A 21,705-nucleotide genomic window follows, 5' to 3' on the forward strand; every position below is an offset into this window, starting at 1 on the left:
CAAAGATACAAATTCGCTTAACTTTAGTTCATGCCCGTTTACAAAACAATAACAGTTTCACCAACCACTAAAGTTTATATCTGGAAGGTTACCGAGCCGGAGGCCGAACTTTCAAAAGACGTGGAGCTTACGGAGCACTGTCAAAAGCGTATGGACGGCATGAAATCAGAAGCTCATAGAAGGGCTTTTTTGAGCATTCGACACCTTATGGCAGAGGCTGGTTATGTAGATTACGACCTTTATTACGATGACTTTGGGAAGCCCCATCTTAAAGATGGAAATTATATTTCCATTACGCACTCCCATAACTTTACCGGAATCATCATTAGCGAAAGTGATGAAGTGGGCATCGATATTGAGAAGCAGCGTGATAAAATATTGAAAATCGCACATAAATTCACACCCATTCAAGAATACAAGACTTTGGCCAATTCGGAAGCATTGATGCGAAAATTGACCATCGTTTGGGGTGCCAAGGAATCATTGTACAAAATCTGTGCCCAGCAAGGTCTCAGCTTTTTAAGGCACATTAACGTAATGGACTTCACTTTTGAGGATACCCGAACCGTGGCCGAGATCATGTACCAAGGCAAAAAATCGCATTACGAAGTGGAATTTTTGGAGTTTGAAGGATTTACCTGTGTGTACGCCTTAAAAATGATGGGAGGATGATGAATCCTTTTCGTAGTTTTGCCAGGAAACCATAGCTGACCATGAAAATATCCGTTGAACTGACTTTATCCCCCCTTCAGGATGATTTTGAAGCACCGATTATTGCCTTCATAAAAAAACTGCGAGATTCGGGACTCACTGTTTTAGAAAATCCATTGAGCACACAGGTGTTTGGTGATTATGATAAGGTCATGGAACTGCTCCATTCAGAAATCAAGGAAAGTTTTGAGAACTTGGACCATGTGGTACTGACCATGAAAATGGTAAAATCCGACCGAAGCGAGTATGAACCCCATTTTTGATTTTTTTCTCGGTCCCTACGAAGACCGGGAACTATCCCTGATTATTTTAGAGGCTACTGCTTTTTTCTTTGGGATTGCCAGCGTGGTCTATGCCAAAAAGGAAGATATTTTGGTGTTCCCCACGGGATTGGTGGCTACGGTAATAACTACGTATATCTTTTTTGTGGACGACTTGTTCGGAGATATGATGATGAATTTCTACTATTCCATTATGAGTATTTATGGATGGTGGAACTGGGCCAGAAGAAAGGATAATAGAGAGCCTGTTGTGAACATCACGAGGACCGATACCAAGGAAAAATTAATCGGCTTTGGGTTTTTCCTATTGACCATGTTGGTCACCTACGGCGTGTACGTAGCGTTTGGAGCCGAAATAGGTCCTACCAACTATGTTGACATTTTTACTTCGGGTATTTTCTTTACGGCAATGTGGTATATGGCCAATAAAAAACTGGAAAACTGGACCCTTTGGATTTTGGGTGATTTAATAACTGTACCTTTATATGCATATCGGGGATGGGGAATGTTCTCCTTACAATACCTCATTTTTACTGTTCTAGCTATACAGGGATATCTAGCATGGAAGAAAAACTTGGCCAAGAGCCCACAAACCTCATAAAAGTGGTCCTTTTTGGACCTGAATCCACGGGCAAGACCACTTTGTCCAAACAATTGGCGGCGCATTACCATACGGAATGGGTGCCCGAATATGCCCGCGAATACCTTCAAGATAAATGGGACAGAGAGCAAAAAACCTGTGAACCTCATGATTTGTTGCCAATAGCCTATGGTCAAATGCGTTTGGAGAACCAATTGGCCAAAAAGGCAAATCGAGTGCTTGTTTGTGATACTGATCTATTGGAGACCAAAGTATACTCAGAAGTCTATTACAATAGTATTTGCGATCCACTTTTAGAAGAATATGCACTAAAAAACAACTACGACCTTTACTTCTTGACATACATAGATACACCTTGGGAAGCTGATGATCTGCGAGACAAGCCAGATGAAAGAGAACGAATGTTTTTACATTTTAAAGAAGCTTTGGAGAATAATAACAGGAAATTCGTTATTTTAAGAGGGGATAAAGCGTCAAGGCTATCCACAGCAGTAAAACACATAGATAAACTTCTCCAAAAACATGATCGAATTAAGTTCTAAAGACTTGAAACAACTGGATTCCAAAGGAATTTCCAAAGAAAAAGTACAAAACCAAATACAAACGTTTAAAGAAGGGATCCCTTTTGTTGAACTATCGCAGGCAGCTGTGGTGGGCAATGGCATACTCAGGTTTTCCGAAAAGGAGCAACTCGACCTGATTCAATATTTTGAGGATAATAGAAAAAACCTTGAACTATTGAAGTTTGTTCCCGCTTCCGGAGCGGCATCACGGATGTTCAAGGCGATGTTCAATTTTCTGGATAGTTACGAGCCATCAAAAGAAAATCTATCCGAATACATAGAACGCACGGGCGATACCGATGCCAAAAAATTTACCGAAAACCTTTCGGATTTTCCCTTTTACGATTTGATAATGTACAGAATAGAGGGCAAAGCATCCAATAAGGATGAAGAAGCTTATCTTTTTGTAAAGGAGATGTTGACTGAGAATGGTCTTGATTATGGTTTTTACCCAAAAGGACTGTTGCCTTTTCATAAATACGAGACTGGTACGGCAACCCCGTTTGAAGAGCATTTGAAAGAAGCTGCACTCTATGCCAAAACAAAGGGCAAGGCCAATCTACATTTTACCGTTTCGCAACAACACGATGAGATGTTTGCCAAGGAAGAAGCCTCGGTAGGTCCAAAAATTTCAAAGAAAACGGATACCGTATTTGATGTCTCTTACTCCAATCAAAAACCTTCCACTGATACCATTGCCGTGGATATGGACAATAAACCCTTCAAAAATAGTGATGGTTCCATTTTGTTCCGTCCAGGCGGGCACGGAGCGCTCATCGAAAACCTGAATGATCAAGACGCCGATATTATCTTCATTAAGAACATCGACAATGTGGTCATCGATAAAAATTTGGAAACCGTTTCCAACAGTAAAAAAATGTTGGCAGGTGTTCTGAAAAAGGTTCAGGATAAAGCTTTTGCCTATGCCAAGCTTTTGGAAGGAGATATATCCATTGAAAAGGCTGATGAGATAAAAGCATTTTTGGAAAAAGACCTCAATGTTCGTATGCCAAAAAATTATGATGATTTCAGCGTAGATGAACAAAAATCCATTTTAATGGATAGAATCAATCGCCCTATCCGAATTTGCGGAATGGTAAAAAATGAAGGAGAGCCCGGCGGAGGTCCTTTTTGGATAAAAGATGGTGAAGGGAACATATCCCTTCAAATTATTGAGTCCGCCCAGATAGATATGAATAATAAGGCACAAGCTGATATAGTGCAGAATTCGACACACTTTAACCCAGTGGATCTAGTATGTGGTGTTCGAAACCATAAAGGAGAAAAATTCAACCTACTGGATTTTGTGGACACCAAGCAAGGTTTTATTACCGGAAAAACCAAAGAAGGGAAAGAACTGAAAGCTTTGGAACTCCCTGGTTTATGGAACGGTGGCATGGCCTTTTGGAACACCCTTTTTGTGGAGGTGCCATTGGTGACCTTCAATCCCGTTAAAACGGTGAACGATCTTTTGAAGCCAACCCATCAAGCATAAAAAATTAAAGTACAATGGATTAGGCCCGCTCCTTTGAAAAGAGTGGGTTTTTTTGTGCATTGGTGTGACCTAACACTAAAAGCTGTGTCCAAATAGTACACTCGAAACTTTTTTCGATGAAATGATTAAACATTGATGATCCTTGCGGGTTGTCGCAACTAGGTTGGTTGATTTGGTAAGAAGGCCGTGCACATTGTGCGGCTTTCTTTTCACATTTTTTGAAAACGATAGGCAACAACGTAAACAAGTATGTTTTATAAAATAGTGCTGTTTTTCAATGTGGTGTCCTTGGCTTTGGGCCTGTACATATTGATTTCGTATTTAAAAAGTAGAAATAAGAATAAGGATACAAAAAGCAAGGGTGATGCTAATTAAACACTATCCATGTATTATCCATTTTGCCAGTATATAGATGGTCTTTTTTCCTTGTGACCGTACATTGGCGAATATGAAAGGCTGCTTCGGCAGCCTTTCTTGTATAAATTTTATACACTTTGTTTAGGGCACTATACACTTTTACACACATCGGATAATTCAACAAAATATTTAAAATATTGATATACAGTTAAATAATAGAATATAGGAATGATTTGGAGAGTTGGCACTATGTTTTCACCTAGTTAGTCAAGTTTAACAATTAAAATTATATACCATGAAAAATTTAGCTTTAGCAACAGTACTATCATTTGTAGGAGTAACAGCATTTGCCAATGTAGAAATTCCAGAATTGGAAACAAATAACGCCATAGAAATTGTGGTAGGAGATTTTGAAGAAATCAGCGTATCCGACCTTCCATCTGCCGTAACAAGTGCCGTGGAATCAAATTACCCTACTGCTGAAATTAGTAAAGCGTACAAAAACGATAAAGATCAATACAAGCTAGATCTTACCCTTGAAGATGGCACATCTGGAACAGTGTATGCCGACGCTGAAGGGAACTGGATAGATATGTAATTCACCCCACGTTTGGTTAGTTAGTTTGGTTACAAGGGGCTGCATTCGCAGCCCCTTCTTTTTTGTGATAATTTTATAAAGGTTGAAGCATCTGCAGAGAGGTGTGGGCCGTATATTATGTAACTGAGATATGCCCAAAATCCTAATCATTGAAGACGATACTGCATTCTGTCAAATGCTTCAAAAGTTTTTGACCAAGAATGGTTTCGCTGTATCTATAAGTTATTCCATAAAAGATGCCGAGGAGCTTCTGGCATCATCTACCTTCGATATAATTTTGTCCGATGTACGATTACCGAAAGGCAACGGTGTTACTTTGCTTCCTCAGGTAAAACGCAACTCTCCCAAAACCCAAGTTATTTTAATGACAGGCTATGCGGAGGTAAAAACAGCCGTCAACGCCATTAAAAAAGGCGCCTTCGATTATATTTCAAAACCTTTCACCCCCGAAAATATACTCTCTGTTATCAATGAGGCTCTGAATACTAAAGCTTCGGAAGCCAACGTTGCCACTGAAAACTCAAAATCAGCAGTAAAGGAAAAGAAAACATCCAATTTTTTAAAGTGTCAGGGAGAAAAATCGAAAAAACTTCAGCAGTATGTGGAGTTGGTTGCTCCTACGAATATGTCCGTTCTGCTTACGGGTGAAAGTGGCACTGGGAAAGAAGTAACAGCGAGATCCATTCATTGGGCAAGTAAAAGAAGTGATCAACCGTTTGTCGCGGTAGATTGTGGTGCAATACCCAAGGAAATTGCCACTAGTGAATTTTTTGGTCATGTAAAAGGTAGTTTTACAGGTGCCATTGATAATAAACAGGGCCATTTTGAGGCAGCCAATGGAGGGACACTTTTTTTGGATGAGGTAGGAAATCTTTCTTATGAGCACCAAGTTCAATTACTACGGGCCATTCAGGAACGAAAAATTAAGAGAGTAGGCAGTACCAAGGAAATTGAGCTGGATATTCGAATTATTGCTGCTACCAACGAGAACCTTTCCCAAGCTTTGGAAGATGGTAGTTTTAGGGAGGATTTGTACCATCGGCTCAATGAGTTTTCAATTGAGGTACCGTCCTTGAGAGATAGGCGAGAAGATATTCTTCTATTTGCAGATTATTTTCTGGTCGAGGCCAATTCAGAATTGAATAAGAATATTATAGAGTTTTCCGATGAAACCAAGCGAATCCTTCAGGAGTATAATTGGCCGGGAAATTTGAGGGAAATGAAAAATGTAATCAAAAGGGCCGTTCTTTTTTCTGATACGGGAACTATGTTTCCCAACGCCTTGGCAGATAAGGTGGTAAAAGGAGTTAACAATGCCAATGAGGAGAAATTCTCCAAATCGGATTATGAAAAGGAAAGGATTCTCAGCGCATTGAAGGAAGCCAATTTTAATAAAAGCAAAGCGGCCAAACTGCTACAAATAACCCGAAAAACACTCTACAACAAAATCAATCAACATCAATTGAATGTGTAGCCAAATAATCTTGGATTTCTCTTTCTAGTTGTGACAATACTATTTTTAAGTCTGAAAGCATCTCAAATACCTTCTCTCCTTTGATTTCATCCGAAATATTTTCCAAGGTTTCCAGTAAATCAATGGCTTCTTGTACCTCTAATTGCCTGAACATCGGCAACATTTTATGGGAAATGGCTCGAATATCAGAATAATCTTTGTCGCCAACAGCTAAAAGTAAAAACTCCATATTTTTGCTCGAATTGCTCCAAAATACATGTAAAACTTCCTGAATTGACTCAAAATCATCCAAAAAGGGAGAGATATTAACAATTGTGAACAAGGACGAATCCGTATCTGGAATTTGATGGACCGCATTGACTTGTTCGGCCGACTTTAAAACTTTCAATAGGGCACTGGCGGTAAAAGGTTTTTGTAAAACATCCGAAAAACCAGCTTCAAAAAATGGTGTTTTGTCATAATTCTGCTGTCCCGTCATGGCTGTAACAGGTTTGTCAAAACCAGCACTTTTAAGTGCTTTCAGAACTGTAAAACCATTAACTTTTGGCATTTGAATATCTGTAAGCACAGCATCAAACATATGGATTCTTGAAAGGTCGAAATCATCAAAGTTTGTAAAAGTTGTCGTTTGGATATGGTTGATTTTACATACCTCTGTGATCAGGCCAAGCATATTGTTATCGTCATCAATCACCAAAACGGATAGTTCTTGTGTTCGTGGAATGGGCTTTTTTACATGGTTTTCATTGATTTGAATATTGGAGAACTCCACAGGAATATGTAAAGTAAAAACACTTCCTTTGTTTACTTCGCTCTTTAAACTTAAAGAGCCACCTAATAACTCTGTCAATTTTCTGGAAATGGTCAAACCAAGACCATATCCAACCGTTGCTTTTTGAGAGGACTCCCCTGCTTGTGTGAACTCTTGGAAAATGGCTTCCTGTTTTTCGATAGGAATTCCAATGCCCGTATCCTCCACATCAATCCGTACCCATTTGGTTTTATTTTTTTCTTCAACCAAAGCAACAGCAGAAACTTTTACATAACCTGTGTTTGTGAATTTAAAAGCGTTGCCTATCAGATTGGACAATATTTGCCGTATTCTAAAAGGGTCATTGTTAATAGGCGTTTTGAGGTCATTGGCTATTTCCAATTGCAACGACACTCCTTTTTTTGATTGTATTTCTTCAAAATTGATTGTGGTTTCCTCTATCAATTGAGATAGGGCAAAGGGAACTTTGTCCAGCTGAATTTTTCCAGCTTCTAATTTGGAATAGTCCAAAAGATCGTTTACCAAGTTCTCTACATAGGCAGAGGAAGTCTTAATTTTTTTGAAGTAATTCAGTTGTTTGCTATCCAATCCACTTTGTTGAATCAAGTCGGAATAGCCACTTATTGTGTTTAGGGGAGTTCGCAGGTCGTGACTTACGGTTGATATCAATTGTTCCCTACTTTTTAATAATGATTCGGAATATTTTTTGGCCTTTTCCAACCGTTTTCGGTATTCCTGTACTTTCCAATAATCCTTGGAAATCAAAAGAGTAAACAATATCACCGTTATTAATCCCAGGATAACTGCTCCCACTGCCAGGCGAGAACTTTTTTTTAACGCTTGCTCTTTTTGAAGATTGTCCAGATATGTGTTCTGAGCCATTTCCCGCTCAAAGTCTGATAGAATACTTCGCATTTTTTGGGAAAGCTCTAAATCCGTTCGGTAAATCTCAAGCTCTTTTTCCAATACGGTCCGTTTGGCCGAAGCTGTTTGTATTTTGGCCTTGTTTAAAATGGATTTGGAGACCTCCAAAATGGAATCGATGTTTTTGGCGTCGGTATTACCATCGGAAAGAGGAATATTTTTATTGAGTATGGCCACGTACTCTTTGATGTATTCTTGGGTTTGGGGTGGCAAATCATCAAAGTTGGGCGCAAAGGTCTCAGGGGTTATTCTCCCCATATCCACCTCCATCTTATGGAAAGCTTTTAAAACTGAATCCAACGAAGCTTTACTTTCATTCTTCACTTTTAGGTTCCGCAATTCCGCATTGTTGAATACCTTTTGTTTCAATAGCTCTTGAACACTGTCCAATTTGGAAGTTTGATCTCCGTTGTTATTTTTTGCCAAAGGTTTAAGCGAATCTATAAATTGGGTTATGGAATCTACCTTTTGCGCATAAGACCTTAAATCCTTATGGTTTTTGGTCTGTAGAGCCAATTTGGATAGGTTTTCGGCATCATAAAGCTGGGTGAGCAATCTATTGGTCTTCAAAAGTTTTTTGTTGCTCACCCCTTGATTGCTCGCTGAAGCATAGCTTTTGAACTCATTATAGATAAAGAAAGCAGCAAGCATGGCCAAAATGCCCAAAACTGTATAGCTCAGTACTATTTTAAGGGTAAATCTATTTTTGGATTTATAGTGCATACCATTATATACGCTGGCATTTGGGGGGTATAGTTGTTATCAAAAGTTAAATTTCCCAAATGTTTTTTATGAAAATCAATAATCGCATCTTACATTTGCGGTATCTCAAAGGGGTGCTTTTACCAAAAGGCTGAGATTATACCCAATGAACCTGGGCGGGTAATGCTGCCAAGGGAATGCGCAAGCCGCATCTTGGAATTTCTATGTTTCTTTTAGAAACAACAATCAATTACTAACAAAGAATAATGACCCCTTTTATTCGTAACATTTTTACGGATGAAACTCTATTCAATTATTCAAAAAAGAGCCCTTTTTGGCTTATTGCGACCGACGCAAAACAACCATCGGAATTACATTAAAACCCTATGTGCGACAATAGCCCTATTTGGGTTGACGTTTACACTGAGTGCTCAAGAAGAACCCATCGACAGTCTCGAAGGGGAAAAAGTGGTGTTGGACGAAGTATTGGTGCAGGCCGTGAGGGTAACCAAGGATTTCCCGATTACTTTTTCCGATTTGGACAAGGTGGAACTGGCACCACGGAACTTGGGTCAGGATATTCCTGTTCTTATGAATTTTATGCCAGCAGTGGTCACCACGTCCGATGCTGGAGCGGGGATTGGCTACACGAGCATACGTGTTCGTGGTAGCGATGCCACAAGGGTAAATGTGACCATCAACGGTGTACCTTACAACGATGCCGAATCGCAGGGAACCTTTTGGGTGAACATGCCCGATTTTGCCTCTTCCACCCAAAGTTTGCAACTGCAGCGCGGTGTGGGCACCTCCACCAATGGGGCGGGAGCCTTTGGCGCTAGTTTGAACATGCTCACCGATGCATTTTCTGAAGAGGCCTATGCAAGGGTTTCGTCTTCTGTGGGAAGTTTCAATACCTTACGAAACAATGTCAAGTTCAGTACAGGATTGCTGAACGACCATTTTGAGTTCTCCGGGAGACTATCTCGAGTAACCTCCGATGGTTATGTAGATCGCGCATCTTCGGAATTGGACGGTTATTTCCTTCAAGGGGTTTATAATGATGATAACACCTTGATCAAAGCTTTGCTTTTTGGCGGGCATGAAATTACTTATCAAGCTTGGAACGGGATAACCGCAGAACAATTGGAAAATGACCGTACGTTTAATTCGGCCGGAATTTATACCGATGATAACGGTAATACCCAATTCTACGAAAATGAGGTAGATAATTACAAGCAGGACCATTTTCAACTGCATTGGTACGAAACCTGGAACTCCGCTTGGGACACCCATTTGGCCGTGCACTATACACGAGGTCGGGGCTTCTTTGAACAATATAGGGAAGACGATGATTTCGCCACTTATGGTCTGGAGCCCATTATCGTAAACGGTGATTTGGTCGAAAACACGGATTTGATTCGCCGCCGTTGGTTGGACAATGACTTTTACGGAACCATTTTTTCAGCTACGTACAATAACGACAATCTCGAACTTATTATGGGTGGAGGTTACAACGAGTACAAAGGGGACCATTTTGGGGAAATCATTTGGGCGGAATTCGCCAGTAACAGTGAAATTCGGGACAGATATTACGATGATACTTCCACCAAAACGGATTTCAACATCTACACCAAGGCCAACTATCAATTAACGGACCAATGGTCGTTGTTCGGAGATGTGCAATACCGAGGTGTGACCTATGAAGCCAATGGTGATGACACGGGTCTGGTGGATGATACCTTCAGCTTTTTTAACCCAAAAGCAGGTATTACGTTCGATTTGAACCGAAACAACAACTTCTACTTCTCGTACGCAAGGGCCAATCGGGAACCCAACCGTAACGATTACGAGAGCGGAAGCCCAAAACCAGAAAAACTCAACGATTTTGAGTTGGGATGGAGATACGTTTCCCCAAGTTTCCAGTTGAACACCAATGTGTACTATATGCGCTACAAGGATCAGTTGGTGTTGACAGGGGAATTGAACGATGTGGGAGCTCCGCTACGATCCAATGTTGGGGATAGCTACCGCTTGGGTCTCGAAATTGATGCAAACGTTAGATTATCCAACACCTTTCGATGGAGACCGAACATAGCCTTGAGCGACAACAGAAATATTGATTTCTTTTTTGAGCGCGACGGAGAACTTCAGAATTTGGGAAATACCAATATCGCCTATTCGCCACAATTGATTGCCGGGAATATCATTTCCTATCAGCCCAATGAGGACTTTCAGGTGTCGTTGCTGTCAAAATTTGTAGGCAAGCAGTATATGGGAAATATTGACTCCGACACTTCGGTTTTGGATAGCTACACACAAACGGATTTCAATATTCAATATACCATCAATACCAATTCCTTTGTAAAAAGCATTGTTTTATCGGGCCTGGTGAACAATATTTTTGATGCCGATATCGTGTCCAATGGGTATTTCTTCACTTTTGATGATGATTTTTCCAACCCAGGAACCATCACAACCATCGAAGGTGCCGGATACTATCCGCAGGCAGGAATCAACTTTCTTTTGGGGGCAACGCTCAATTTTTAAGAAGTTAAGGTAACAAGAAGTCAGTTCGAGTAAAATCCAAAAAGGATTTTGTATCGAGAACTGTGTTTTAGCTCAATTATTTTTAACGGGAATCTGTAATTTTAACGAATGACAGAATCCCGTTTTCATTTCTCCGAAGAAGAACCCCTTCGCTGGGGCGTGATTGGTTGCGGCAGTGTGGCGGAAAAGAAAAGTGTGCCAGCTTATAAAAACACTGCTGGCTTTCAGGTTGATGCGGTTATGCGGCGCAATTCAGAAAAAGCCGAAGACTATGCCAAAAGGCACAACGTTCCAAAATGGACCACCAATGCCGATGAGGTTATCAATAACCCTAATATTGATGCTATTTACATCGCTACACCTCCCGACACACATAAATTGTATGCGTTAAAGGTGGCCCAGGTTGGTAAACCCTGTTGTATTGAAAAGCCTATGGCTCCAAACTACGAGGATAGTTTGGCGATTTATGAAGCCTTTCAGGTTAAGAATATTCCGCTTTTTGTAGCGTATTATCGTCGTTCGTTGCCCCGTTTTTTAAAAATTAAACAATGGTTGAATGATGGGCAAATAGGTAAAGTACGGCATATTCATTGGCAAAAAACCAAACCGCCCAATAAGGTTGATTTGAGCAAAAAATATAACTGGCGTACCGATGCCACGATTGCCCGAGGCGGATATTTTGATGATTTGGCCAGTCACGGGCTGGATTTGTTTGCCTTTCTATTGGGTGATATTGAAGATACCAACGGTTTTGGAACCAATCAACTCGACTTATATTCCGCTTTTGATGCAGTAACTGCAAATTGGATACACGAGAGTGGCATTACCGGTGCAGGCAGTTGGAATTTTGGAACGTATCACCGAACGGACAAAGTCGAAATTTTGGGTTCCCAAGGAAGCATTCGTTTTGCCGTTTTGGATGAAGCACCGATTGAATTGGAGAATGCATCGGGATATCAAACTTTGGAAATTCCCTACCCCGATCATATTCAGGAGTTTCATGTGGAAAATATAAAGCAGCACCTTTTGGGCAATGCAGTACATCCATCAACTGGAAAGACTGGTTTGCATACGGCTTGGGTCATGGAAAAAATCCTGGAAACAAGATAAGATACTACCAAAGTTGGTGCACGTGCTTTTTGATGTGCTTGTTATAAATTTGGTTTACAGCCTCCCTTTCATCTTCCGTAAGCGGAGGTAATTTTACAGCCTCAAGATTGCTTTTTAGGTGCTCTACTTTGGATGCTCCAGGAATAATACAACTGACCTCGGGAAAATCCAATATCCAACGAAGTGCGATGGGAGCCAGGTTTTCGCTATCAGGAAATACCTTTTTAAGTTCATTTACGGCTTTCAGCCCAACATCAAAAGGAACACCGCTAAAGGTTTCGCCCTTATCAAAAGCAGCCCCTTCCCTGTTAAAGTTCCTGTGGTCTTCTTCGTCAAAGGTGGAGTCCTGAGAAAATTTACCTGTAAGCAACCCGCTGGCCAAAGGCACGCGGACAATTACACCGATGTCCTTTTTCTTTGCCTGTTCAAAGAACAGTCCCGATGGGCGTTGCCTGAACATGTTGTATATGATTTGGACCGTGTTGACATTGGAATATTCAATGGCCTTTAAACCTTCTTCCACTTTTTCCACGCTGACACCGAGGTTTTTTATTTTGCCTTCATCCTTTAATCGATCGAACAACTCAAAAATTTCGGGACGGTAATACACTTCTGTTGGAGGGCAGTGCAGTTGAATCAAATCCAAACAATCCAGCCCGGTGTTTTTTAAGCTGTCCTCCACATATTTTCGCAGTAAGTCCACAGTATAGCCTTCATTCACGTGCGGGTTAATTTGCCTTCCACATTTTGTGGCCACAAAAACTTCTTCAGATCTTGATTTTACTACTCGGCCCACGGCGGCCTCACTTGCCCCGGCTTCGTAAACATCTGCGGTATCTAAAAAATTTACACCGGCATCTATAGCTTCATTGATGATCCGTTCAGCTAAAGCATCATTAAATCCAGAGCCCCATTTACCTCCTACCTGCCAAGTGCCCAAGGAGATTTCAGAGACTTTTATTCCTGTTTTTCCGAGTTTTCTGTAATTCATGCTAAAAATTAATTGGATATAACTACAACGTTTCCACTTTGTTCGGCCCTATAAAATAAAAGGTCGTGATATCGATTTCCATCATCGGGCCTGTCTAATTGCTGCCCCGTAAATAAATTATAAGTATATCCCTCACAACTACAAACGGCGTTCTGCCCTTCGATGGTCATTGTGGAACATTCATTGGGAACATGGTTGGGACAACTGGCTTCCCATGCCATAAAGCTCGACCCTGTATTGATAACAAAAGCACCTCTTGTACCTACGCCGTTGTTGCCCACATAAACGGGGTTTCCAATATTTTGTAAATTATTGTACAAGGGGAGGTTCAGATTCAATTCAAATCGAAAACGAACCTCTTGCAAATAAGGATTTCGGTCGCTGGTATCCGAGCTGCAGGATAAAATAAGCACCATAATCACAATGGCCCACAAGTGTTTCATAGTCAATGTTTGAAAATGTTTCTTGGACAAAGTTGATGAAAAATTGCCTATATTTGCGTTAAATCCTCGCAAAAATACCATGCAGGTCATGGGTATAGTTGAGGATTTTTTGTATTTGTAAAGAAGAGTACATTGGGGAAATTTTTTGATTTTCTTCAATGTCTCTTTGCATTAAAAATTAACGTTATGAGCAAAGTTTCATACTATACGCCTGAAGGATTAAAGAAATTGAGGGACGAATTGAACCACTTGAAAGACGTGGAACGTCCCAAAGCCTCACAGGCCATTGCAGAGGCAAGGGACAAAGGAGATCTTTCCGAGAATGCAGAATACGATGCGGCCAAAGAAGCTCAGGGACTTTTGGAGATGAAAATTTCCAAAATGGAAGAAACCTTGGCCAATGCCCGTTTGATTGATGAATCCCAATTGGACACTTCCAAAATATTGGTGCTTTCCACCGTGAAGTTAAAGAACCAAGCCAATGGTATGGAAATGAAATATACCCTGGTAGCAGAAAGTGAGGCCGATCTTAAAACAGGTAAGATTTCCGTAACATCTCCCATTGGGAAAGGATTGTTAGGGAAAAAAGTGGGTGATGTCGCAGAGATCAAGGTGCCAAACGGAACCTTGAAATTTGAAGTTTTAGAGATAACAAGAGCGTAGCAGTAACTAAATTGGTTATATTTAATCCCGTTGAAAGACGGGATTTTTTTATTTTTAAATCGAATCAAAAATGGCCAGCATCTTCACAAAAATCATCAATGGCGAAATACCCTCCTATAAAATTGCGGAGGATAATGATAACTATGCGTTTTTGGACATAAACCCCAACTCCAAAGGACATACGCTATGCATTCCCAAGAAGGAGGTGGACAAGCTTACCGATCTTGATGAGGAATCTTATATGAAATTGATGTCTTTTTCACGGAAAATTGCCATTGCCATAGAACAAGCGATACCTTGCAAGCGTGTGGGAATGTCGATTATTGGTTTGGAAGTGCCACACGTTCATGTGCATCTAATACCGCTTCAAAGTATGGCTAATGCCACTTTTCAACACAAAGTAGAACTTTCCAAAGAAGAATTTGAAAGTGTTGCGGCTAAAATAAGGACTTGTCTTAATTAATGCCTTCTATGTAAAAATAGACTCCTGCCGCCACCAAGCACAGCATCAGTACCAAAATGATGAAAAACAGCATGGTGAACCGTACGGCAGGCCTGTCTGGCTTTACCAGTTTGTTGTAGTAATCAAAAACCCGTTCAATATCAGGGGTCCAGTTTACGGGATATATAACGGAGTTGCATTTTTTACACTTGATTTCGTGGGTGACCACACCCGTGGTCCTGTGGTAAAGGGCGTTAAAAGTATGCTTTTGGTAAAAAGTAATCTTCAGTTCCTGATTAAAACATTCGGGGCAGTTATTAGTGATATCAGCTTCTTGAATTACAAGTTGTCTTTCCTTGGCCATAAGTAAATCAATTTTCTATTGCTTTCAGAGAAATTTGCATGATAGTTCCTTCCTTACTTGACGAAAATACTTTAATTTTTCCTTTATGGTACTCTTCAACAATTCTTTTTACCAAGGAAAGCCCTAATCCCCAGCCCCTTTGCTTTGATGTGACCCCTGGATTAAAAATATTTTGAAAGTCACTTTTTGGGATGCCATGACCAGTGTCCGAAACCAAAATATGGATGTTTTGGCCTTTCTTTTCAATCTGAATGGCAATGTTGCCTTTCCCCTTCATGGCATCGATACCATTCTTTACCAAATTCTCTATGCTCCAATTGTAAAGGGGAGGGTTCATCAAAACAAGAGACTCTTCCACATTGGAGCTGAATGAAAAATGAACCAGTTTGGAACTACGCTGCTTAAGATACTCATAAGCTTTTTTGGTTTCGGTCACAATGTCATGTTCGCGCAATTCGGGAACGGAACCAATTTTGGAAAAACGCTCGGTAATGGTCTCCAAACGATCAATATCCTTTGCTATTTCTTGTGTGACTTCAGGGTTGATGTCCTCCGATTTTAAAAGTTCGTTCCAACCTAATAAGGATGTAAGCGGTGTTCCTATTTGATGGGCCGTTTCTTTTGCCATGCCCGCCCAAAGTTTGTTCTGTTCCGATGCCTTGTTGGTGCGGAAGAAAAAGAAGATAACCGCACCGAACAAGAAAATGATCAACAGTAAAGCCAAGGGGTAGTATTTTAATTTGTTCAAGACCTCGGAGTTGCCATAATATAATGTTTCCAACAATTCGTCCTCTTGAATTATCTGTATGGGTTGGTTTTCATTCTTGAACTGGGCAATCTTTTTTTGGATGTAAGCACTATCCGCAACTTTATCTTCTGGAATATTGTGTGTTTTGTAAGATCCTTCTTGGTTCATCAAAATCATGGGGGTGGATGTGTTGTTGCCCAGTACCTTGAGCGTAAGATTTCCCAATTCTTGATCCACCGACGATTGGATCAGTTCCAATTGGGCGGTGGCCCATATTTCCATTTTTAACCTTTCCTCCTCCTTAAATTTTCTAAAAAAACTGTTGGTATTCCATAAAATAAGACTCACAATGACAAATGCCGAAATCAGCATTATAATGTTGGAAGCTTTCCTTTTTGGAGTAAAGTTCATTGGTGGTCAAATTCTTTTTAAAGATAGGTAATTGGAAAACATGTTGATAGTTCGTTGAAATAACGGCTGCCTTTGGAATTCATTTTATGTACTTTTGAGTTTTCAACAAAAATTAACATTGCATGGAAGTTCAGGGAAGAATCAAAATGATAGATGAGACCAAAACATATGGTAACAACGGTTTCAGGAAAAGAGAAGTGGTAGTGACCACCGAGGAGCAATATCCACAACATATATTGGTGGAGTTTGTGCAGGATAAGTGCGATATGCTAAACAACTACAGTGTTGGCCAAATGGTAAAAATCAGTATTAATCTTAGAGGTAGAGAGTGGGTGAATCCACAAGGGGAAACCAAGTATTTCAACTCTATCCAAGGGTGGCGGATCGAAAACCTACAACAAGAACAGGGTGCCGACAATATGCCTCCCGTTCCGCCAATGGAAGCTTTTGAACCGGCGGACGACCTGAACGAGGAAGACCATGACGACTTGCCCTTTTAATCGGAGAAAACTATTTTTCAAACAAAAATCTGGACCTCTAGGTTCGGATTTTCTTTTTTTTAAGCCGATTTGTATTTTTAGAAAAAATTGACTTTGGAAAATACTCCCTTACATTTTTTGGACAAAAGATTGGAGTTTCCACCTGTTGATACCGCTAGCGAAGATGGTCTGCTTGCCGTTGGAGGGGATTTGTCGCCAGAAAGGTTGTTGCTGGCCTACCAAAACGGAATTTTTCCCTGGTTCAATGATGATTCGTTGATCCTTTGGTGGACCCCTGACCCTCGTATGGTGCTTTTTCCCAAAAAGGTAAAAGTCTCCAAAAGTATGCGGAAAGTTATTAGAGACGGTGCATTTGCCCTTACCCAAAATACGTGTTTTGAACAGGTGATGGATTACTGTGCCCAAATAGAACGTAAGGGGCAGGAAGGGACGTGGATTACGCCCGAGATGAAAAATGCCTATATGAACCTATACAAAAAAGGATATGCCAAATCCTTTGAGGTTTGGGAGGATGGAGAACTCGTTGGTGGACTTTACGGGGTTGATCTGGGACGAGTGTTTTGTGGGGAAAGTATGTTCAGTTTGCGTCCCAATGCGTCCAAGTTTGCTTTTATAAAAATGGCACAAGAGCTAGGTGAAAAAGGTTATGAGCTTATTGACTGCCAGGTGCACACCAATCATTTGGAGAGTTTGGGTGCCGAATTGATGCCCAGAAAGGAATTTGTAAAAATTTTACAGGGACAATTGAGCACTCGTCAATAAAAAAAGTATGTTTTGCGGCAGAACCGAGCTGTAATCTTCCATTCTATATTCCAATCCCATCTGAAATTTTATGTCGCGGTCCAGTTGCCAACCTAGCTGTCCCGATAGTCGAATGTCGTATTGCGGGGCATTGCTTTTGGCAACGCTCAAGAGGTTTTCAAAGCTTCCAACAAAATAGGGTTCCCCAAGATCTAGTTTTTCCCCGATCAGGGGAAAGTCCATCGCAAAGCGGTAGCGGAATCTGTGAACGGTCAAAGAGTTTGTGATGCGTTGTTGGGCTCTAACCCTATGTCCAAAACGGACGATATGGGGTTTGTGGGTGATATTGTATTGTTGTGTAAACCGTAGTTCGTTCTCCTTGTCCTCAAAATTATTCCGAAACCTATATTTTATGCCAAGCGCAATACTTTGGTTGTCCCTGATTTTTAGATTGGAATAATGGGTAATGTCCAACTGCCTTCCCTTAAACAGTAACTCTTCCCTGTCGTAGATGTAGTTTCTGCTCAGAACCGAAAAATTTTGGGAATATAAACCGGCCACCTTATAATTTACGGCAATTTGGGGCTGGAAATAGGCGGTAAAGTTTTCCTGGCCACTCACAGTTTGCAGCAATAAAAAAAGTGCAAAAAAAGAAAGGAGCTTAGTAGAGTACATGGTCATAACCTAATGGGTAAGATTTGCGAATACGCATCAGTCTTCCTTCAGAATTGAACAAGGCCTCATACTCTTGATAACCTTTGTTCTCTTTGGTAGCAAACACCAGTTCGTAATTTACCTCCGGTAAAATAAGATTTTGAAAAGCATTGTGGAGCGTTTGTTCTATGGATTGGTCTTCCATAACAGGGTATTGTTGTTGAATTTTTTTTACCCTGTACTTGGTATGGTTTTCATCAAGGTAGTATAGGATCGTTCCCCAAGTATCGTTTGGAATATCCCTTTCCTTTATATTGAACTCCACATCTTCCAAAGTGCCATTTTGGTCGAATTCCACACTATAGTGCAAGCGTCCTTTTTTGAACTTGGCTTCGAAACTCTTTTTGATGCTGTCCGTTTCCTGATAGAAGCGCACCCGTTTGGCATCTTTCAAATAATCTTGGATGATCCCATAGGATTTCTTAGGGAATTCTTCCACTTCTATTCTGGATTCTCGTTCGTATTTGTTCTGTGCAAAGACCATTTGAGCCATACAGCACATTGCAAAAAGGAGATAATTACACTTCATTGTACCTAAAACAGTTTACTTCGTGATCGTTTACCATGCCCGTGGCCTGCATGTGGGCATAAATTACGGTACTTCCCACAAATTTGAACCCTCTCTTTTTTAAATCTTTGCTCAGTGTGTCCGATAATTCCGTTGTTGCAGGAGCGTCCTTATAGTTTTTCCGCGCATTTTTGATCGGTTTATGGTCCACAAAACCCCAAATGTATTTACTGAAACTACCGAATTCTTTTTGAACTTCCATAAACGCTTTGGCGTTGGAAACGGTAGCATATACTTTTAATTTATTTCTGATGATTCCGGGGTCTTTTAATAAGCTGTCAATCTTGGTTTGATCGTAATGCGCAATCTTGTTGTAGTCAAACTGATCAAAGGCCTTCCTAAAATTTTCACGTTTTCTTAATACGGTGACCCAGCTCAAACCAGCCTGAAAGGTCTCCAAAATCAAAAATTCGAAAAGGGTTTTGTCGTCCTTCACAGGGACCCCCCATTCCTGATCATGGTAGGTTTCGTAGAGGTTGTCGCCCACACACCAACCACATCTATGTTTATCCATTGCTGTTCGCTTTACATCAAAAGTAAGGGAAAAACATAAGAGTTAATTGAAAGTTAAAGTATTAGATATTAATAGTATTACTTTTATATTCGCGAGAATAAATTTTAAAAGTAATGTGCGATGGATTTATTGATGAAGTCCTTAAAAATTGGAGTCAATGAAAAACTCTACATAAAGGATCCTGAGTCTTCGACTTTGGGGAAGAATATTGTAGAGCAAAGTATTTTGATGATAGATGAGATGGGATTTGACAATTTTACGTTCAAAAAATTGGGTGTCAAAATAAACTCCAATGAAAGTTCGATCTACCGATATTTTGAAAACAAGCATAAGCTTTTGCTCTATTTGGCAACTTGGTATTGGGGTTGGGTGGAATATCGAATGGTATTCGCCACCAACGGAATTTCAGATCCGGTAAAAAAATTGGAAAAAGCGGTTGAAATCCTAACCCAGAACGTGGAGGAGGACAGCTCCATATCACATGTCAACGAGGTTGTGCTGAACAGGCTTGTCATCAATGAATATTCAAAATCGTATTTGGTAAAAGAGGTAAACCAAGAAAACAAGGATGGTTATTTTGTGGTTTACAAAAGATTGGTGAACCGTTTGAGCGAAATGATCGCTGCAGTGGACGGTAAATACCCTTATCCCATAAGTTTGGCTAGCAATGTAATGGAGGGGGCCCTGCACCAATATTTTTTAAAGGAAAATTTTCCTACGCTAACCAATTGCAATGATTCCATTACGCCTACCGAATTTTTCACAAATCTCATATTTCGGACTTTAAATCAAAATATACATGGCTAAACAAATACTCACCGCTTGGCAACGATTAGTCGGCCTTTTAACTTTGGACAAAAAGGACATTTTTCAGATATTTTATTATGCAATCTTTGCCGGTTTGGTTAACCTTTCACTCCCTTTGGGAATCCAGGCCATTATTAACCTTATACAGGGGGCAAGGGTAAGTACATCATGGATTGTTCTTGTGGTATTGGTAACCCTTGGAGTTGCTTTTGTGGGAGCGCTTCAACTAATGCAGATACGTATTATCGAAAATCTTCAGCAGAAAATTTTCACTAGATCTTCCTTTGAGTTTGCCTACCGTTTCCCAAAAATTAAGATGAGCGAGTTGCGGTACTATTACCCTCCTGAGTTGGCCAATCGTTTTTTTGATACGCTTACGGTACAAAAATCATTGTCCAAAATACTTATCGATTTTCCAGCCGCTTTGCTGCAGATTATCTTTGGATTACTATTACTGTCTTTCTATCACCCCTTCTTTATTATTTATGGATTGCTGTTGCTGTTGCTCATTTATATTGTGTTCAAGTTCACAGCACAAAGAGGTTTGGATACCAGCTTGGAAGAGTCCAAGATTAAATATAAGGTGGCACATTGGGTACAAGAGATTGCGCGTTCCATCATAAGCTTCAAGCTTTCAGGAAAAACATCCCATGCACTGGATAAAAACGATGCGCTTGTCGAAGATTATTTGGAAGCAAGAGAGAGCCATTTCAAGGTTTTGGTCTTGCAGTTTATCCAAATGATAGGTTTTAAGGTATTGGTAACGGCCGGATTATTGTTGATCGGTGGCCTTTTGGTTTTGGAGCAACAGATGAACATCGGTCAATTTGTGGCTGCGGAGATTATTATTCTATTAGTGATCAATTCAGTTGAAAAGTTGATTTTAGGCCTTGAGACCTTCTACGATCTTCTCACTTCTTTGGAGAAAATGGGCCAGGTAGTTGACAAGGAAATTGAGCCGCAACAGGGGGAAACTCCATTTAAAGAGAATGAGGGCTTGACTATTGAGTTGGACAATATCGTTTACAGGGTCCCTGGGCTGGAAAAGAAAATCATAGATCATTTATCGCTTACCATAAAGCCCGATACCAAATTGTTGATACACGGAAAAAGTGGGTCGGGTAGGTCAACATTGCTCAGGATGATTGCCGGGATATTGGAACCTGATGAAGGTAAATTGTATGTGAACAATGTGGCGTTACAAGGAATTAAATTAAGTCAATACCGCTCCTATTTGGGTCACTCGCTTAAAGAAGAGTATCCGTTTGAGGGAACCTTGTTGGACAATATAACTTTTGGAAACAAAGATATTCCCATGGAAGATGTCTATTGGGCCTTGGAAAAAGTGAGCTTAACAGAGTTTGTAAAAGAACAGCCCCAAGGACTCAAAACCATTTTATATCCCGAAGGCAAAAAAATACCCGATTTTATTTCCAAAAAGATTGTATTGGCCAGAAGTATTGTAACAAGGCCGAAGCTTATGATCCTCAAAGATCCCTTGGAACAATATGATGAAGAGGGAACCGATAAAATGATAGAGTTTTTAACCGATCCAGCCAATGGATGGGCCTTGGTGGTTGTAAGTGAAAACCCGAAATGGGCAAGTCGCTGTAACCAAATAATCCGAATGGAAAAAGGTAGATTGATTAACGTAAAATAAAGCT

The 21,705-nt window shown here is 40.4% G+C and carries 23 protein-coding genes; 15 read left to right on the plus strand and 8 right to left on the minus strand.

Features of this window, described 5'->3' with window-relative positions:
- Positions 1 to 30 precede the first annotated feature (30 nt).
- The 7 genes from J4E06_RS04085 (at position 31) to J4E06_RS04115 (ending at position 6,080) form a co-directional block, all read left to right on the plus strand.
- On the plus strand, positions 31 to 672 hold the full coding sequence (locus tag J4E06_RS04085) for a 4'-phosphopantetheinyl transferase family protein (protein ID WP_349522767.1): 642 nt from the start codon (positions 31 to 33) through the stop codon (positions 670 to 672).
- Between the two features lie 41 nt (positions 673 to 713).
- Positions 714 to 974 (plus strand): YkoF family thiamine/hydroxymethylpyrimidine-binding protein, encoded by a 261-nt coding sequence (locus J4E06_RS04090; RefSeq protein ID WP_349522768.1) that lies wholly within the window; start codon positions 714 to 716, stop codon positions 972 to 974.
- Positions 958 to 1,593: a nicotinamide riboside transporter PnuC gene (gene pnuC / locus J4E06_RS04095; protein WP_349522769.1), complete on the plus strand. Its 636-nt coding sequence runs from the start codon at positions 958 to 960 to the stop codon at positions 1,591 to 1,593. Before J4E06_RS04090 ends, pnuC begins: the two co-directional genes overlap by 17 nt.
- On the plus strand, positions 1,554 to 2,135 hold the full coding sequence (locus tag J4E06_RS04100; RefSeq protein WP_349522770.1) for an AAA family ATPase: 582 nt from the start codon (positions 1,554 to 1,556) through the stop codon (positions 2,133 to 2,135). The genes pnuC and J4E06_RS04100 overlap by 40 nt, the downstream gene beginning before the upstream one ends.
- Positions 2,116 to 3,651 carry a DUF4301 family protein gene (locus J4E06_RS04105; RefSeq protein ID WP_349522771.1) on the plus strand — a complete coding sequence of 512 codons (1,536 nt, stop codon included), beginning with the start codon at positions 2,116 to 2,118 and terminating at the stop codon, positions 3,649 to 3,651. Before J4E06_RS04100 ends, J4E06_RS04105 begins: the two co-directional genes overlap by 20 nt.
- 652 nt (positions 3,652 to 4,303) lie before the next feature.
- The gene (locus tag J4E06_RS04110) at positions 4,304 to 4,606 is read left to right on the plus strand and encodes a hypothetical protein (RefSeq protein WP_349522772.1); all 303 of its coding nucleotides are present in this window, start codon (positions 4,304 to 4,306) and stop codon (positions 4,604 to 4,606) included.
- Between the two features lie 130 nt (positions 4,607 to 4,736).
- Positions 4,737 to 6,080 carry a sigma-54-dependent transcriptional regulator gene (locus tag J4E06_RS04115; protein ID WP_349522773.1) on the plus strand — a complete coding sequence of 448 codons (1,344 nt, stop codon included), beginning with the start codon at positions 4,737 to 4,739 and terminating at the stop codon, positions 6,078 to 6,080.
- Here the strand turns inward: J4E06_RS04115 and J4E06_RS04120 are convergent.
- Complete coding sequence (locus J4E06_RS04120; RefSeq protein WP_349522774.1) at positions 6,055 to 8,499, minus strand: hybrid sensor histidine kinase/response regulator; 2,445 nt, start codon at positions 8,497 to 8,499, stop codon at positions 6,055 to 6,057. The two genes, J4E06_RS04115 and J4E06_RS04120, sit on opposite strands and share 26 nt — an antisense overlap.
- Positions 8,500 to 8,775: 276 nt before the next feature.
- Between J4E06_RS04120 and J4E06_RS04125 the strand changes: the two genes are divergently transcribed.
- Positions 8,776 to 11,025, plus strand: a complete 2,250-nt coding sequence (locus tag J4E06_RS04125; RefSeq protein ID WP_349522775.1) for a TonB-dependent receptor — start codon at positions 8,776 to 8,778, stop codon at positions 11,023 to 11,025.
- Positions 11,026 to 11,133: 108 nt separating this feature from the next.
- Positions 11,134 to 12,135, plus strand: a complete 1,002-nt coding sequence (locus J4E06_RS04130) for a Gfo/Idh/MocA family protein (protein ID WP_349522776.1) — start codon at positions 11,134 to 11,136, stop codon at positions 12,133 to 12,135.
- A gap of 4 nt (positions 12,136 to 12,139) precedes the next feature.
- Here the strand turns inward: J4E06_RS04130 and J4E06_RS04135 are convergent, their stop codons facing one another.
- Together J4E06_RS04135 and J4E06_RS04140 are read right to left on the minus strand one after the other, a co-directional pair.
- Complete coding sequence (locus tag J4E06_RS04135) at positions 12,140 to 13,126, minus strand: aldo/keto reductase (RefSeq protein ID WP_349522777.1); 987 nt, start codon at positions 13,124 to 13,126, stop codon at positions 12,140 to 12,142.
- 8 nt (positions 13,127 to 13,134) lie between these two features.
- A complete protein-coding gene (locus J4E06_RS04140; RefSeq protein WP_349522778.1) occupies positions 13,135 to 13,569 on the minus strand; it encodes a Rieske (2Fe-2S) protein in 435 nt (144 codons plus the stop codon).
- A gap of 186 nt (positions 13,570 to 13,755) precedes the next feature.
- On the opposite strand from J4E06_RS04140, the gene greA reads away from it, so the two are divergent.
- Together greA and J4E06_RS04150 are read left to right on the plus strand one after the other, a co-directional pair.
- Positions 13,756 to 14,232, plus strand: coding sequence for a transcription elongation factor GreA (gene greA / locus J4E06_RS04145; protein WP_349522779.1), 477 nt, complete (start codon positions 13,756 to 13,758; stop codon positions 14,230 to 14,232).
- Positions 14,233 to 14,302: 70 nt separating this feature from the next.
- The gene (locus tag J4E06_RS04150; protein ID WP_349522780.1) at positions 14,303 to 14,695 is read left to right on the plus strand and encodes an HIT family protein; all 393 of its coding nucleotides are present in this window, start codon (positions 14,303 to 14,305) and stop codon (positions 14,693 to 14,695) included.
- On the opposite strand, the gene J4E06_RS04155 is transcribed toward J4E06_RS04150, so the two are convergent.
- Both J4E06_RS04155 and J4E06_RS04160 read right to left on the minus strand, forming a co-directional pair.
- Positions 14,688 to 15,038: a hypothetical protein gene (locus tag J4E06_RS04155; protein WP_349522781.1), complete on the minus strand. Its 351-nt coding sequence runs from the start codon at positions 15,036 to 15,038 to the stop codon at positions 14,688 to 14,690. The genes J4E06_RS04150 and J4E06_RS04155 overlap by 8 nt on opposite strands.
- 7 nt (positions 15,039 to 15,045) lie before the next feature.
- A complete protein-coding gene (locus J4E06_RS04160; protein ID WP_349522782.1) occupies positions 15,046 to 16,197 on the minus strand; it encodes a sensor histidine kinase in 1,152 nt (383 codons plus the stop codon).
- A gap of 122 nt (positions 16,198 to 16,319) precedes the next feature.
- Here J4E06_RS04160 and J4E06_RS04165 point away from each other — a divergent pair, with 122 nt between their 5' ends.
- Together J4E06_RS04165 and aat are read left to right on the plus strand one after the other, a co-directional pair.
- The gene (locus J4E06_RS04165) at positions 16,320 to 16,697 is read left to right on the plus strand and encodes a DUF3127 domain-containing protein (RefSeq protein WP_349522783.1); all 378 of its coding nucleotides are present in this window, start codon (positions 16,320 to 16,322) and stop codon (positions 16,695 to 16,697) included.
- A gap of 87 nt (positions 16,698 to 16,784) precedes the next feature.
- Positions 16,785 to 17,459, plus strand: coding sequence for a leucyl/phenylalanyl-tRNA--protein transferase (gene aat, locus J4E06_RS04170; RefSeq protein WP_349522784.1), 675 nt, complete (start codon positions 16,785 to 16,787; stop codon positions 17,457 to 17,459).
- Here the strand turns inward: aat and J4E06_RS04175 are convergent.
- From J4E06_RS04175 to J4E06_RS04185, 3 genes are read right to left on the minus strand one after another with little or no spacing between them, the layout of a single operon-like run.
- Complete coding sequence (locus tag J4E06_RS04175) at positions 17,430 to 18,113, minus strand: DUF2490 domain-containing protein (protein WP_349522785.1); 684 nt, start codon at positions 18,111 to 18,113, stop codon at positions 17,430 to 17,432. The genes aat and J4E06_RS04175 overlap by 30 nt on opposite strands.
- Positions 18,100 to 18,681, minus strand: a complete 582-nt coding sequence (locus J4E06_RS04180; protein ID WP_349522786.1) for a hypothetical protein — start codon at positions 18,679 to 18,681, stop codon at positions 18,100 to 18,102. The genes J4E06_RS04175 and J4E06_RS04180 overlap by 14 nt, the downstream gene beginning before the upstream one ends.
- Positions 18,671 to 19,234 carry a DNA-3-methyladenine glycosylase I gene (locus J4E06_RS04185; RefSeq protein WP_349522787.1) on the minus strand — a complete coding sequence of 188 codons (564 nt, stop codon included), beginning with the start codon at positions 19,232 to 19,234 and terminating at the stop codon, positions 18,671 to 18,673. The genes J4E06_RS04180 and J4E06_RS04185 overlap by 11 nt, the downstream gene beginning before the upstream one ends.
- A gap of 120 nt (positions 19,235 to 19,354) precedes the next feature.
- On the opposite strand from J4E06_RS04185, the gene J4E06_RS04190 reads away from it, so the two are divergent.
- A complete protein-coding gene (locus J4E06_RS04190) occupies positions 19,355 to 20,041 on the plus strand; it encodes a TetR/AcrR family transcriptional regulator (RefSeq protein ID WP_349522788.1) in 687 nt (228 codons plus the stop codon).
- Positions 20,034 to 21,701 (plus strand): peptidase domain-containing ABC transporter, encoded by a 1,668-nt coding sequence (locus tag J4E06_RS04195; RefSeq protein WP_349522789.1) that lies wholly within the window; start codon positions 20,034 to 20,036, stop codon positions 21,699 to 21,701. Before J4E06_RS04190 ends, J4E06_RS04195 begins: the two co-directional genes overlap by 8 nt.
- Positions 21,702 to 21,705: the final 4 nt, after the last annotated feature.

It is taken from the genome of Allomuricauda sp. NFXS6, from assembly GCF_040148835.1.
GTDB lineage: Bacteria > Bacteroidota > Bacteroidia > Flavobacteriales > Flavobacteriaceae > Flagellimonas.

Excerpts from the sequence above, each read along its gene's own strand:
- J4E06_RS04135 (WP_349522777.1), bottom strand. The coding sequence starts at position 13,126 with ATGAATTACAGAAAACTCGGAAAAACAGGAATAAAAGTCTCTGAAATC.
- J4E06_RS04175 (WP_349522785.1), bottom strand. The coding sequence starts at position 18,113 with ATGTACTCTACTAAGCTCCTTTCTTTTTTTGCACTTTTTTTATTGCTG.
- greA (WP_349522779.1), top strand. The coding sequence starts at position 13,756 with ATGAGCAAAGTTTCATACTATACGCCTGAAGGATTAAAGAAATTGAGG.
- J4E06_RS04150 (WP_349522780.1), top strand. The coding sequence starts at position 14,303 with ATGGCCAGCATCTTCACAAAAATCATCAATGGCGAAATACCCTCCTAT.
- J4E06_RS04090 (WP_349522768.1), top strand. The coding sequence starts at position 714 with ATGAAAATATCCGTTGAACTGACTTTATCCCCCCTTCAGGATGATTTT.
- J4E06_RS04125 (WP_349522775.1), top strand. The coding sequence starts at position 8,776 with ATGAAACTCTATTCAATTATTCAAAAAAGAGCCCTTTTTGGCTTATTG.
- J4E06_RS04105 (WP_349522771.1), top strand. The coding sequence starts at position 2,116 with ATGATCGAATTAAGTTCTAAAGACTTGAAACAACTGGATTCCAAAGGA.
- J4E06_RS04085 (WP_349522767.1), top strand. The coding sequence starts at position 31 with ATGCCCGTTTACAAAACAATAACAGTTTCACCAACCACTAAAGTTTAT.
- J4E06_RS04165 (WP_349522783.1), top strand. The coding sequence starts at position 16,320 with ATGGAAGTTCAGGGAAGAATCAAAATGATAGATGAGACCAAAACATAT.
- J4E06_RS04160 (WP_349522782.1), bottom strand. The coding sequence starts at position 16,197 with ATGAACTTTACTCCAAAAAGGAAAGCTTCCAACATTATAATGCTGATT.
- J4E06_RS04130 (WP_349522776.1), top strand. The coding sequence starts at position 11,134 with ATGACAGAATCCCGTTTTCATTTCTCCGAAGAAGAACCCCTTCGCTGG.
- J4E06_RS04115 (WP_349522773.1), top strand. The coding sequence starts at position 4,737 with ATGCCCAAAATCCTAATCATTGAAGACGATACTGCATTCTGTCAAATG.
- J4E06_RS04110 (WP_349522772.1), top strand. The coding sequence starts at position 4,304 with ATGAAAAATTTAGCTTTAGCAACAGTACTATCATTTGTAGGAGTAACA.
- J4E06_RS04185 (WP_349522787.1), bottom strand. The coding sequence starts at position 19,234 with ATGGATAAACATAGATGTGGTTGGTGTGTGGGCGACAACCTCTACGAA.
- J4E06_RS04190 (WP_349522788.1), top strand. The coding sequence starts at position 19,355 with ATGGATTTATTGATGAAGTCCTTAAAAATTGGAGTCAATGAAAAACTC.
- pnuC (WP_349522769.1), top strand. The coding sequence starts at position 958 with ATGAACCCCATTTTTGATTTTTTTCTCGGTCCCTACGAAGACCGGGAA.
- J4E06_RS04140 (WP_349522778.1), bottom strand. The coding sequence starts at position 13,569 with ATGAAACACTTGTGGGCCATTGTGATTATGGTGCTTATTTTATCCTGC.
- J4E06_RS04155 (WP_349522781.1), bottom strand. The coding sequence starts at position 15,038 with ATGGCCAAGGAAAGACAACTTGTAATTCAAGAAGCTGATATCACTAAT.
- J4E06_RS04120 (WP_349522774.1), bottom strand. The coding sequence starts at position 8,499 with ATGCACTATAAATCCAAAAATAGATTTACCCTTAAAATAGTACTGAGC.
- J4E06_RS04180 (WP_349522786.1), bottom strand. The coding sequence starts at position 18,681 with ATGAAGTGTAATTATCTCCTTTTTGCAATGTGCTGTATGGCTCAAATG.
- J4E06_RS04100 (WP_349522770.1), top strand. The coding sequence starts at position 1,554 with ATGGAAGAAAAACTTGGCCAAGAGCCCACAAACCTCATAAAAGTGGTC.
- J4E06_RS04195 (WP_349522789.1), top strand. The coding sequence starts at position 20,034 with ATGGCTAAACAAATACTCACCGCTTGGCAACGATTAGTCGGCCTTTTA.